Genomic DNA, 12741 nt, shown 5'->3' with positions numbered 1-12741 from the left:
CTTTAAATTATTTAAGCTCTACATTTGCTTCTAAAATATAAACATTTACTCAAACCTAAAGCCGTGCAATTATCAAGCAACACATTATTAAATAAGGATATTTATGAAGCTTTTATTATCGCTTGTATTAATACTTACTTTTAGTACCTCTTTTTTAAGCTATGCAAACACCGCTACAACCGACATAACCGTGGGTAAAAAAGTCATTCTTCAATCAAAAATACTTAATGAAGATAGGCCTGTCAGAATTTTCATACCTGAAACCGTAAAAGACGAGCAGCCCCTTTATGTTATTTATTTACTTGATGGTGTTGAACATTTTCATACGGCGTCTGGCGTAATAAAATCCCTTGTTGTTTACGAGCAGATACCTAATGCAATGCTTGTTGCTATCGATACAACCAACCGCGTTCGTGATTACTTACCTAAAGTACAAGGGGAGCCTAAAACTGAGTTTCAAACCTTTGTTAAAAGTAAATGGCCTGACGCAGGGCAAACCGATAATTTTTTAAAGTTTGTGTCTGATGAGCTCATGCCCTATATAAATAGCAACTACCCAACTAATGGTTACAACACCTTAATTGGTCATTCTAATGCTGGTACATTAGCGCTTTATACTTTAGTTAATCAGCCGGAATTATTTAACAACTATATAGCCATAAGCCCAAATAGTTGGTGGAGTGATGAAGAGTTAAAAAGTAATATCACTAAATACACTAAAAACCCTAAAGGCGCTCAAGCGTTATTTATTAGTGTAGCAAGTGAAGGCGCACGCTTTTATACAGGTGCATTAAATACTTTAGTAAATTTAGAGCAACAAATGCCCACGCAGCTAAAATGGGAATATAAGCATTACTCCTCTTTTACTCATATGGGCACCATACTTCCAGCACTTAGCGATAGCTTAATTCACTTATTTAGCGACCTAATATTTAAAGTGACTGACGAGCACGGAAAATTTGCGGATGTATCATTGATTACCGGTTATTACCAAGCACTTAGTGATAAGTACGGATTTGAGCTTAAAATCCCACAAGATGTGTACGTAGAATTTGCGCATAGTCAGCAAAAGTTTGGTAACACTAACAAAGCTATCTCCACACTTAAACGCTTTACTAGCGATTATCCTAATGCAGCATACTCCCACATGCGATTATCGCAAGGTTACACTGCTGACAAACAGTTTAAAGAAGCCGTTACCAGTATGAAAAACGCACTAAAACTTGCTAAACAAAACTCGCGAGATCCAATGTTAGTTGATGCGCTCAAAGATATGGTGAATGAAGCACAAGAAAATTTGTAGCTGATTTAATTCCAAGCGCTTTTTAGCTAACGATAATTACGAGCTTCGCTCGTCCCGTCAGCAAGCTGTACGCCTACAATTAGAACCAAACTCGGTATTAAGGTTTATTGTAAACGCCGAGCTTGCTCGCGTGAAAAGCATAGCTTTTTAAAGACATTAGCCTATAAACAAAAAAACCGATGTTTAAACTAAACATCGGTTTTTCTTTGGCTGAAAGCTGATAGCTAAAAACTGACTGCTTGTCTTTATCACTTCCCTATCGCTTCTTTGGCGAACAGGTGCTTTATAGGCCCAAGATTATCAACCAGCGATAGCCCGACTCCGCGAATCAGCTTTTTAACTGGGTTTGCACCTTCAAATAGCTCTTTTAGCCCTTGCATCATGGCGATGTGTTTTTGTGCGTCGAGCTTACGGGTGCGCTCGTAATCACGCAGTGTGCGCGTACTGGCAAATTCTTTGGCGTCTTGACTTAGTAGCTCAATTAAATAAGCGGCATCTTTTAGGCCCAGGTTCATACCGAGCCCTGCTAATGGATGAATGGTATGCGCTGCATCGCCCATTAACACCACCTTGCCATTAACCCATTGTTGGGCGTAACGCATTTTAAGTGGGAACGCGACGCGCTTACTTTGCACTTCACATAAACCACATTGGCCATCTATGGCAGCCATAACTGCTTTATTAAAGGCGGTGTCGTCCATTGCTAACAATTCATCGCAATGATTGGGGCTGGTTGACCACACAATTGAATGAGTATGCTCATCGCTTAGTGGTAAAAACGCTAGTGGCCCCGTTGGTAAAAATACTTGGCGTGCGGTATTTGCGTGTGACTCTTTGGTTTTAACTGTCGCTACTAACGCATGGTGATCGTAATCTTTAAAGCTCAGCGCCATATTAAACTGTTTACGAATCGCTGAATTTGCGCCATCGGCCGCCACCAGCAACTTAGCAATAATAGGCTCGCCAGTTTTTAAATTAATAAATACGTCAGACTCACTTTGATGTATTTGCTGATACTCAGTATCAAACATCACTGTGGCATTACTTTGTTGCTCAAGCTCTTTTATTAGCGCAAAACGAATAATATCGTTTTCAACAATGTGCCCTAAATGCTCAAGCTCAAGTTGCTCGTTATTAAAGGTTATTTTTCCAAAGCTGTCGGCATCGCGTACATCCATGTGCGTATAAGCACAAGCACGCTCAGCTATTATGTGTGGCCATACATTTAATTGCTCCAGCAAGGTTTGGCTGGCTATACTTAGTGCACTAACTCGTAAGCCATAATCATCGCTAGGTGGAGCTTGAGTTGGCGCAGCATCTAACACAGCCACGCTAATATTCGCTTTAGCAAGCCCGAGCGCCAGCGTTAACCCAACGCAGCCACCACCCACTATACAAACCTGTACTTGTTTCATAAACGTGTACCTTGTTTAACTTGACCCATTAATTGTTTTGCTAATGGGGCTTTTAATGCGGGGAATAAATCCATTGAAAATAGCCCAATACTACGACCAAGCGCTAACACCCGTGATGAGTTTGAAAAAAGTCGAACCAAGGCATCGGTCAATGTCATTACGGTTTTTATATCATCACTGCGCTTGATTGAATATTGACGAGTAAAAGCATAGCTACCTAAATCATGTTCACTGTTTGCAATTAAGTTACTCAGCACTTGTACATCTCGCAACCCTAAATTAAAGCCTTGTCCTGCAATAGGATGAATTGCGTGTGCCGCGTTGCCTATCACCACTGTGCGGTGCGTCGTTAACGATTCTATTTGCCCATAAACTAGAGGGTAGCTAGCGCGCATACCGACTTTTATAAACTGTCCTGCACGATAACCAAAGGCAGTTTGCAGCGCACTTATAAAGTCTGGTTCACTTAGCGACATATACTGCTCAATATGTTCTTGGCGCATACACCATACTAACGAATAGCGGTTATTACTCATGGGTAATAAAGCCATTGGGCCATTTTGGGTAAACCGCTCAAACGCCTGATGATGGTGTCCACCAGCGACTTCTATATTGGCAATAATCGCACCTTGTTTATAAGGCTGAGTATTGAAGCCGAGCCCTAATAAATTACGAGTTGGCGACTGTGCACCGTCGGCAATCACCAACAGCTTAGCACTGAGTTTTTCGCTACTTTGTAATGTAAGTTCATTACTATCGGCGTTTTGTTTTATCGCTGTTACGCTATCTGGGCAAAAAAGCGATATGTTTGATTGCATTAAACGCTGATGCAGCGCTCTGCCAAATGGGTTTACCTCTACCACATAACCTAATGAGGGTTTTGCAAACTCATCACACTGTATATGGGTTTTACCAAAGTGCCCTCTGTCTGACACACTCACTTTTTTTATGGCGGCAGCATAGGGAGCCTTCATTTCAAATAAATTGAGGCTTTGTAAATACTCTACCGACTGCTGGGCAAGTGCGATGCTTCTGTCATCAAAGCTTGGATGATAATCAGTGGTTACTCGATTTGCTTCAATTACAGCAATATTTAAGCTGGGATTTTTTTTACTTATACTTAGAGCACAACTTGCGCCAACTAAACCACCACCAATTACTACAATATCAAACTGCTTAGCCACTTTTATCTCCAAGCTTATGCGTTTTTAGCGCTTTGCATTAACGCTTCTATTTCACTAATTGTTTTAGGCACGCTAATGGTTAAGTTGTCATGACCTGAATCAGTTACTAATAAGTTATCTTCAATACGAATACCTATACCTTGGTATTTTTGAGGCGCATTTGAGTCTTTACTAATATACAGCCCAGGCTCAATGGTTAGCACCATACCCGGCTCTAAGACACGCTCTTGGTTATTAACCTTGTAATCGCCCACATCATGAACATCAAGTCCTAACCAGTGACCAAGACCATGCATGTAGTATTCTTTACAGGCACCTTGTGCCATTAACTCATCAAAATCGCCGGTTAAAATACCTAAATCGAGTAACCCTTGGGTTAGTACTTGCATAGCGAGTTTATTTGCCTGAGATAAGAGGCCACCGGGTTTTATTTCGCTAAAAGCGACTTCTTGCGCTTTAAGTACAATATTATAAAGCGCAGCTTGCTCAGTGCTAAATTTACCGTTAACGGGGAAAGTACGCGTTATATCGGCGGCGTAGCCTTGTAGCTCACAGCCTGAATCAATCAGTACTAAGTCGCCATTGTTTAATACGTCGCTATTTTGGGTGTAGTGCAAAATATTGGCGTTATCGCCACTGCCGACAATAGTGCCATAAGCAGGATGTGGCGCACCGTTCATTGCATAGTGATGATGAAGCTCTGCCTCTAGTTGAAACTCGGTTGCGCCAACGTGGGAAAAACGCATGGCTCGCATGTGTGCTCGAGCGCTTATTTCACAGCCCTCACGCATAATGTTAATTTCGCCTGGCGATTTAAATAAGCGCATTTCATGCAATAAAGGGCGAATATCTTTAATTGTACTCGGTGCTGTATCCCCTTTTTTAGGGGCACTACGCAAAGTGTTAAGCATTGAAAATACTTTGCCGTCAAAGGCAGGATACGTCCCTTGTGCATAAAATAAAATCTGTTGGCCGTTCACCAAATTCAATAATTGTTCATTTAGCTCACTAAGTGCATAAGTTTTGTCGAATAAGTATTCGCTTTGTGCTTTTTCAAAACCAATGCGTCTGCCGTGCCATACCTCTGCAAGTTTGTCTTTATCTAAGCAAAATAATAGTGAGGGTGTATCACTGTTTTTGCAAAGCACCAACACGGCATCGGGTTCGTTAAAACCAGTTAAGTAAAAAAAGTCACTGTCTTGTCGAAACGGATAATGAGTATCACGGCTACGCGTGAGTTCTGTTGCTGCGGGAATTATAGCAATACTGTTATTATCCATTGCCGCCAATAAACGCTCGCGGCGCGTTTTAAACTCTGACTTTTGTATTTCAACCATTAATAACTAACCTATTACTTTTATTGTGTTGCTCAATTAATGCAGTGTTTTTTTGTTGCTTTGTGGATTTTGCTCTTTGCCTAGCTCAGCAAAACACAGTAGTGCCGATACGCGTACGTACTCAATCACTTCATGGAGTGCTTGGCTATCTTCTTCGGTTTCTTCAAAAGTTGTATCTAGGCGTGTAATTTCGCTAAAGTCGCTGATCACTTCTTTTACATCTGCCGACAGCTTGCCATAGTCTTTTTGCTTTAAGCCAAAACCCAACATAAACCCAGCTACCCATGATACGAGCCCGTTAGCCTGATCGATGAGTGTTTCGTCATCACTAGGCAAAAACAAGTCAAATTGAAACTCTTCGTTATTAAAACTTTCAACTACTTGTTGATAAATTTGGCCAAAAAACTGTTTTAAATCGTTACTAAACGACTCGCCATCATTAAATACATCGCTCAGTAAGCCTAAGTATTCTTTATCGTCAATGCTTAGCCCACAAGCAAGTAAGCCGCTAATAACGCCATGCGCTTCTGCGGGTGATACAAATATTTCATTTTTCTCTAAAAGAAGTTGGGCTTTTTCGTAATCTGGTAAGTTATTCATAATGACGTCTTCGCTTTGCTAATTAAAGCAATGCTACCACTCGATAAAAAGCAACTCCAATGAATTCTATGACTGAGGTCAAAAGCAAGCGATTGAAAAGCAAATTGAGTTCAAAAAGCAATCTTAAAAGTAAATACAAGATTAGGGTCTGTTGACCCTTCAAGGTTAAATTTTCAGCAGTCTGTTTGGTATTTAGGCAAGGCAGGGCCTATGTGGTGTGGTTATTCCCCATAAATAGGCGATAACGCAGCATCAATGCCAAACAGGCGCTGCCCGAAGAGTTCTGCCTAGGGGCGATTTACTCTTTGTTGCCTACATGGATGTAGGTAAGGGGCGTGAGCAGGACGCGGAAGCTTTGCTCGGTTTTTACTTAGCCCACTAGGTTACAAACCTCGCGCCGCGATTAACCCCCCCTAGTTTGAACAAATTTTAATCCGTAAAGGTCAACAGACCCTAAATTTGAAGGAAAACTGAGCGAACAGTTTAATTTTTTACGATTGGGGTTTAAGGATTGGAATATGTCTTATATACTAAATTTGTTCCCTGGGGTGCAGGAGCTTGGTTAAGTCCCTGAGCCGATAAATTTTATACCAGGATTTTTGTTCGTTTACTATTGTGCAAGCTCGGCATGTACCGAGAAGCCTACGGTAAACCGCAGATTTCCGCCCTGAAACCTCAAGGTTTCAGGACTGACACCGAGCACCGCATTCTCGGGGAACACCTTCCTTTATAGCTTAGGTTCTCAAGCATTTCTTTATAACTAAATATTCCCTATCTTTCGTCTTTAAATATATCGAACTGCGTCTCCACAGCCCGATATTAAACTTATTTCTAACACCTATCCCTTTGTCTTTTTAATGCCTAACACTACTTAAACCAACCTTGAAAGCGCTCCATCAGCATATAGTTAACGGGAACAAGTAATAAGGTTATAAAAGTCGCAAATATAATCCCAAATCCTAAGCTTACTGCCATAGGTATTAAAAACTGCGCCTGAGTCGCCTTTTCAAACAGCAGCGGCATTAAACCTATAAAAGTGGTTAAACTGGTGAGCATAACCGGGCGAAAGCGCGATGCGCCAGCAAGTTTAACTGCCTCTATTAAATCGCCACCTTCGCTGCGTTTTTTATTAATGAAATCGACTAATACAAGCGAATCGTTCACTACAACCCCTATTAACGCAAGCATACCTAGTAGGCTCATAATGGTTAAATCCATACCCATTATCCAGTGCCCTACTACTGCGCCAATCATGCCAAATGGAATAACACTCATAACAATAATTGGTTGCATGTATGACTTAAACGGAATGGCCAATAACGCATAAATTATAAAAAACACAAACACTAACGCCCAAGCCAATGAGCCAAACGACTCTCTTTGCTCTTTGGCTTCACCTTCGAGTTTGTAATCAACACCTGGGTATTGCTGCATTAACTCGTCTAAATATTGTGCTAGGTCGGCTTGAAGCACCGTCATGTTGGTGTTGTTTTTTTCAATATCAGCCGTCACGTTTAGTGTGCGATAACGATCAATACGGTTTATGGTTGATGGGCTTTGTCCTGCCGTAAGTGTTGCCACGTGCGACAATGGCACAGAGCCGCCATCGGGAGTGCTTATTAGTATGTTTTGTAAATCAGCTACAGAGCGGCGCTCGTCAATAGGTAAACGAACCATTACACGCACGTCGTCTCGTCCGCGTTGAATACGCTGAACCTGCGAGCCAAAAAACGAATTACGCACTTGTCCTGCCACATTTACACGGTTTAAACCAAGCGCCAAACCTTGTTGCGTAAGCTCTATACGCAACTCTTCTTTACCGTCAGACATACTGTCAGCAATATCAAACACCGTTGGGTACGTTGCTAAACGATTTTTAATATTATCAGCTACATCTTGCAATATTGTTAGTGAAGTACCACTTAGTTGAACGTCTATTGGGTCTGAACTTCGGCCAATTTCAGCTCTAAATGTTAGGCTTTCAGCGCCAGGAATAACACCAATTAAATCGCGCCATTCACTAGCAAGCTCTCGCGAACCTATATCTGACTCACGCTGCTCTGCAGGTGTAATCTCAAAGCGTACCGCTCCGGAGTTAGACGCGCCACCGCGTCCGCCAGTAGTGGCTAATATATTTAAAATAACGCTTTCGCCTGTATTAGGATCGCGATATTTGTCTTGTAATTGCTGCGCTTTTTCGGACATATCAATCACGTATTTATTGGTTACTTCAAACGGTGTACCTGTTGGCAGTGTTAGATTGACTCGTACAGTTTCGCTAGGAATTCGTGGGAAAAAGATAAACTTAGTCCAACCACTGGTGATCATGGTTAAAATAATAAAAAATACCCCCACAAATAAACTAACCGTTGCTAGTTTATGGCGTAAAGCAGTGTTTAATATAGGTTGGTAATATTTTAAAATTGCACTTTCAAAGCCATCAGCAAAACGTTGTTGAATCGCTTCAAACTTTGATGGTTCACCTTTTTGGTGGCGTAGTTTTATGTATTTTAAATGTGCTGGTAATACAAATTTAGATTCAATTAGCGAAAACAATAAAACTGGAATAACCACTACCGGAATTTGTGCAAATAAGGCGCCGCGCGCCCCTTCAATAAATGCTAAAGGTAAAAAGGCAGCAACGGTAGTCAGTACACCAAAGGTAACCGGAGTCGCAACTTCTTGAGTACCCAATATAGCAGCCTGCTCACCGGATTTTGCCGTTTTTAAATGGGTATACACGTTTTCGCCGGTTACTATGGCGTCATCTACTACAATACCAAGTACTAAAATAAAGCCGAATAAGCTCATTATATTTAACGTTACACCAAAAATTGGCATCGCGATAAATGCGCCCATAAACGATACAGGAATACCAATAAACACCCAAAATGCAATTGCTGGGCGTAAAAATAGCGTGAGTAGTGCCAGTACTAAAATACCACCCTGTAAAGCATTACTGGTTAAGGTGGCGATACGGCTTTTAACTAGCTCTGAATCGTCGTCCCAATAACTTAGTTTAAAACCTTGTGGTAGCGTGGCTTGCTGTTCTTCAATGTAGTTTTTAACATCGTCTGCCACGGTTATCGCGCTTTGCGGGCCAATTCGGTAAACGTCTATAAACGCCGCTTGCTTACCATTAAAACGGGTGCGTACTGGCGTTTCTTCAAAATCGTCTTTAATTGTAGCAATATCACCTAAGCGGATAATCGTTCCGTCGGCTTGGTTTTTTACTACTATGCTGGCAAATTCATCTTTACGATAAGCCTGCCCTTTTGAGCTAATTAGTACATCGCCACCTTCTGTTTTTAAGTTACCAGCAGAAATATCAGAACTTGAATTAGCAATAGCACTCGATATTTGCGCAAGGCTTAGGCTGTACTGGCGAAGTGTGTCTTGGCTAACTTCAATGGCTAACTCGTAGTCTCGTACACCACTTAGCTCTACCTGTGTTACGTTAGGTAAGCGAAGTATTTGATCTCGCACTTTTTCTGCATATTCACGCGTTTCTTTTTCGCCGTAATCGCTTGATACGGTAACGGCTATTACTTCTCTTTTACGCTCAGCCAGCGCAACAATCGGTTTTTCTGCATCGCCAGGAAACGTATTAATCGCATCTACTCGGCTTTTAATATCAGCCAACAGTTCACGAGGATCGTAACCACTTTCAACCTCAATGGTTACAGAGCCTGAGCCCTCTGACGAGCGGCTAAATATTTGTTTAATGCCCTCTAGGTCTTGCACGGCCTCTTCTATACGAATTGTTACGCCCTGCTCTACATCTTCAGGGGTTGCACCACGCAGGCTAACACCTACGCTTATCATGTCTGTTTCGAAAGACGGAAACACCTCAAGTGGTATTTTACTCGATAAACTAAATAGTCCCGACAACAACAAAGTTACTAACAATAAATTGGCAGCAACATGGTTTTTAGTAAACCAAGCAATCATGCTTTATCTCCTTGCTTGGCTGCGCGACGTTTTTTTATTAACTCTTCAACACTGATACCAAGCTCTTTTGCTTTTTGCTCTAGCTGCTCACGAGTCGGGCGCTTATTTTTAGGTACTTTTTCTTTTGGCTCTTCACCTAAAATACTCACTTTAGTGCCTGAGCTTACTTGCCCTAGCGGCGTAACAACTAATTTATCGTTCGCTTTTAAACCGGTTTTGATCATTGCTTGATTGGCGTTTTGCCATGCAAAAGTAACGTCTTTACGCTTTAATACATCACCTTCAACCACATAAACATAAGTACCTTGGTAAATTGTGCTGTTAGGAATGATCAATGCATTTTGCACCGTTTTACCCGCTATTTGCGCCTTAATGTATTGCCCTATTTTAATTGGATACTGATTACTGGCGGTTGATTTATATGGGTCGTCTATTTTTGCTACCACGTAAAGTTGCTGCGCGTTTTCGTCAATAGCGCCTTCAGTGCGTGCAAGTTGGCCTTGCCATATTTGCTCACCCACTAAATCAGAACTAAATTTAACTAACGAACCCGCTTGGTTTTTAGCACCATCACGGTATTGCTCTGGCAGGTTAACAAACGAAAGGTCTTTATTTTTTATTGGTAAGCGAATTTCAACACTATCAATAGCGTAAATAGTGGCAAGTTGGGTATTGTTACTCACTACTTGACCTAAATCGACACTACGACTCAGTATGCGCCCAGCATAAGGTGCAGTAACCTTTGTCCGTTCTAAATCAAGCTCTGCTTTTTCAAGAGCAGCTTGAGCCGATAGCACTTGTGCTTGCGCAGCTGCTAATTGCGGCTCACGTAATACCAAGCTGCTGGCTTGGCTTGAACCACCAAGGCGCTTCCAATCAGTTAGTGCTTGTTGCCCGCGGGCCTTTTCTTCTAATAAGCTTTGCTCTGCTGTGAGTAAATTAGCTTGAGCAGATTTAACCTCTGCCTGATGATCTCTATCATCTAGCTTTAATAACACGTCGCCTTTTTCAAAAAAGCCACCTTCTCTAAACTCATCGCTCACTTCAATTATTTGCCCAGATGCTTGAGCAACAAGTAAGCTTTGTGTTCGAGGTTTTACCGTACCGTAGCTGTCTATCATTACTTGATAACTTTGAGGCACAAGCTCAATTACAGACACACTAATTGCTGCTTTTGGTGCTGAAGTAAAGCGTCTCGCCTCTGGCGGATTACTCTTAATAAAAAATACAATTAAAAGAGCGGTAACAACAACCGCGGCTGGAATAATAATTTTAGCTGTTTTAGTGTTCATCGTTATTGCTCTTTAAGTCGCTTGACGGTTTTTCAAAATCACCACCAAGGGCAACATGTAGGTTAATTCTATTTGCGATTAATTGGTTTTTAATTTGTATTAATGAACTTTGCGCATCGAACGAGCGCCCTTGTGCATCCAATACTGTGGTGTAAGTGACCAAGCCACTTTGATATTGCTCAAACGATAATTGCTCGGCCGCAAGTGCATTTTTTTGTGCTTCAAGGGTACTGGTGTACTGCGCTTTTAAAGACTGCTGCTGCGATATTGCATTTTCTACATCAGCAAATGCATCGTACAGAGTTTGCAAGTATTGTTGCTCTTGCTTTTGAGTATTCAGACGCGCTATTTCTTCATTGGCTTGTAAACGCCCTCCCTCAAAAATAGGTGCCGAAATACTTCCGAGTAAAGACCATGCGAGGCTTGAAGGAGAAAACAAATCACTCACTCGATCTGTACTATCACTTAAGCTTGCAGTTAAATTTAAACTCGGAAAGCGCTGTTTATGCGCATAAGCCAGTGACGCATCACTAGCTAATAACTCGTACCAACTAGCAAGTAATGCAGGCTTTCGAGTAATGAGCTCTGAAGGAATACCAACTGGAATTTCGGTAACAACAACCGGTAAGTCAGTACTTGCTGCAATAGCCCCTTTTGGGTACTCACCTAGTAAGCGTTCAAGCACTCGCGCTGCACTTGATAAACTCGCTGTTTGAGTGGCAATGCGTGAGCGTTCGTTATTAAGCTCATTGCGGGCTAAATAAACATCAAGCGCTTCGTTTATACCTTGGCGGTAACCCGATTCAATTATATCGAGGTTTTGCTTAGCATTCTCTTCACGGCGCTTATATAAATCAAGTAACTGCTGCGCAGACACAACATCAAACCAGCCTTGTACAACATCTGAAACCAGTTGCTGTTTAGCTTGTTCAAAACGCGCTTTTTGAGCTAAATATGAAAGGTTAGCTTCTCGTTTTGAATCTGACAGCTTACCCCATAAGTCAACTTCGTAATTTAAGTTTAAGCTGACAGAGCTGGCATTATTATAGCTAACAGGCCGGTTACCTTTACTGCGGCTAGTACGCGAAGATAAATCTAAACTAGGCCAAAGAGCTGTTCCGGTTGCTATTAGTTGCTGCTTAGTAATAGCGACATCATAGCTGGTTTGTAATAGTTGTTGGTTGTTTTTAAGCGCTTGTTTTACGTATTTATTAAGTAATGGCGTGTGCAGTGGAGTTAACCATTCATCATCCACTTTTAATACCGAACTTGCTGCTTGTTGCTGCCACTGCTGTGGTAAATTATTTGGAGCTTGTTGGCGCTGCGATGGGTTTAAGTTACTCGCACAACCGCTTAGCATTATAATGCTTATTGCTAATAAAGATGGCTTATATTGCCACATCATGTTTAAACCTGATTAGTGCTATTTATGAATGTTATTCAATCACTTTAATAAACGTTGCTCAATTGACTTTACATAACATTACATAGCTTGCGATTAGTTTATAAGTGTATTTAATACGCCAAGCACTAACGTAATATTCACAAATAAATGAGTAAGCTAAGCTTTAACCAAAGAATTAATTGAAACTCTTAAAAAGTAGATATAGAAAAGACGGCAGGGTTTGCTGTTGGCATTACACCAGCTAAAGCGGCAAA

At 41.4% G+C, this 12741-nt stretch carries 8 protein-coding genes and 1 other RNA gene; 2 read left to right on the top strand and 7 right to left on the bottom strand.

The genetic code is table 11. From position 1 onward, the window contains the following. The first annotated feature begins 103 nt into the window (after positions 1–103). On the top strand, positions 104–1303 hold the full coding sequence (locus ACNSN3_RS02400) for an alpha/beta hydrolase-fold protein (protein WP_418608489.1): 1200 nt from the start codon (positions 104–106) through the stop codon (positions 1301–1303). Positions 1304–1551: 248 nt separating this feature from the next. Here the strand turns inward: ACNSN3_RS02400 and ACNSN3_RS02395 are convergent, their stop codons facing one another. Genes ACNSN3_RS02395 through ACNSN3_RS02380 form a run of 4 tightly spaced genes read right to left on the bottom strand, consistent with a single transcriptional unit; the run spans position 1552 to position 5839 of the window. Beyond that, entirely contained in the window at positions 1552–2718 is a 1167-nt protein-coding gene (locus tag ACNSN3_RS02395) for an FAD-dependent monooxygenase (protein WP_372858662.1), read from the bottom strand. Then, positions 2715–3902, bottom strand: coding sequence for a 2-octaprenyl-6-methoxyphenyl hydroxylase (gene ubiH / locus ACNSN3_RS02390; RefSeq protein WP_418608487.1), 1188 nt, complete (start codon positions 3900–3902; stop codon positions 2715–2717). Before ubiH ends, ACNSN3_RS02395 begins: the two co-directional genes overlap by 4 nt. Before the next feature lie 14 nt (positions 3903–3916). Further along, positions 3917–5239 (bottom strand): Xaa-Pro aminopeptidase, encoded by a 1323-nt coding sequence (gene pepP, locus ACNSN3_RS02385; RefSeq protein WP_418608485.1) that lies wholly within the window; start codon positions 5237–5239, stop codon positions 3917–3919. Positions 5240–5275: 36 nt separating this feature from the next. Further along, positions 5276–5839: a UPF0149 family protein gene (locus ACNSN3_RS02380; RefSeq protein ID WP_008110427.1), complete on the bottom strand. Its 564-nt coding sequence runs from the start codon at positions 5837–5839 to the stop codon at positions 5276–5278. Between the two features lie 537 nt (positions 5840–6376). On the opposite strand from ACNSN3_RS02380, the gene ssrS reads away from it, so the two are divergent. Next, positions 6377–6560, top strand: a non-coding RNA gene (gene ssrS / locus ACNSN3_RS02375) — 6S RNA. A 146-nt stretch (positions 6561–6706) separates the two neighbouring features. Here ssrS and ACNSN3_RS02370 read toward each other — a convergent pair. Genes ACNSN3_RS02370 through ACNSN3_RS02360 form a run of 3 tightly spaced genes read right to left on the bottom strand, consistent with a single transcriptional unit; the run spans position 6707 to position 12487 of the window. Further along, the gene (locus ACNSN3_RS02370; protein WP_418608482.1) at positions 6707–9790 is read right to left on the bottom strand and encodes an efflux RND transporter permease subunit; all 3084 of its coding nucleotides are present in this window, start codon (positions 9788–9790) and stop codon (positions 6707–6709) included. Further along, a complete protein-coding gene (locus tag ACNSN3_RS02365) occupies positions 9787–11082 on the bottom strand; it encodes an efflux RND transporter periplasmic adaptor subunit (protein ID WP_418608480.1) in 1296 nt (431 codons plus the stop codon). Before ACNSN3_RS02365 ends, ACNSN3_RS02370 begins: the two co-directional genes overlap by 4 nt. Continuing rightward, positions 11072–12487 carry a TolC family protein gene (locus ACNSN3_RS02360; RefSeq protein ID WP_418608478.1) on the bottom strand — a complete coding sequence of 472 codons (1416 nt, stop codon included), beginning with the start codon at positions 12485–12487 and terminating at the stop codon, positions 11072–11074. Before ACNSN3_RS02360 ends, ACNSN3_RS02365 begins: the two co-directional genes overlap by 11 nt. Between the last annotated feature and the right edge of the window lie 254 nt (positions 12488–12741).

This window comes from Pseudoalteromonas sp. US3C1004 (assembly GCF_048401065.1).
Lineage (GTDB): Bacteria > Pseudomonadota > Gammaproteobacteria > Enterobacterales > Alteromonadaceae > Pseudoalteromonas > Pseudoalteromonas undina.
Note: the sequence above shows the minus strand (reverse complement) of the source record. Positions and strands in the feature narration are given on the sequence as shown.

What these genes read in the sequence shown, in the direction of transcription:
- ACNSN3_RS02400 (WP_418608489.1), top strand. Translation starts at nt 104, where the DNA reads ATGAAGCTTTTATTATCGCTTGTATTAATACTTACTTTTAGTACCTCT.
- ACNSN3_RS02395 (WP_372858662.1), bottom strand. Translation starts at nt 2,718, where the DNA reads ATGAAACAAGTACAGGTTTGTATAGTGGGTGGTGGCTGCGTTGGGTTA.
- pepP (WP_418608485.1), bottom strand. Translation starts at nt 5,239, where the DNA reads ATGGTTGAAATACAAAAGTCAGAGTTTAAAACGCGCCGCGAGCGTTTA.
- ACNSN3_RS02380 (WP_008110427.1), bottom strand. Translation starts at nt 5,839, where the DNA reads ATGAATAACTTACCAGATTACGAAAAAGCCCAACTTCTTTTAGAGAAA.
- ACNSN3_RS02370 (WP_418608482.1), bottom strand. Translation starts at nt 9,790, where the DNA reads ATGATTGCTTGGTTTACTAAAAACCATGTTGCTGCCAATTTATTGTTA.
- ACNSN3_RS02365 (WP_418608480.1), bottom strand. Translation starts at nt 11,082, where the DNA reads ATGAACACTAAAACAGCTAAAATTATTATTCCAGCCGCGGTTGTTGTT.
- ACNSN3_RS02360 (WP_418608478.1), bottom strand. Translation starts at nt 12,487, where the DNA reads ATGATGTGGCAATATAAGCCATCTTTATTAGCAATAAGCATTATAATG.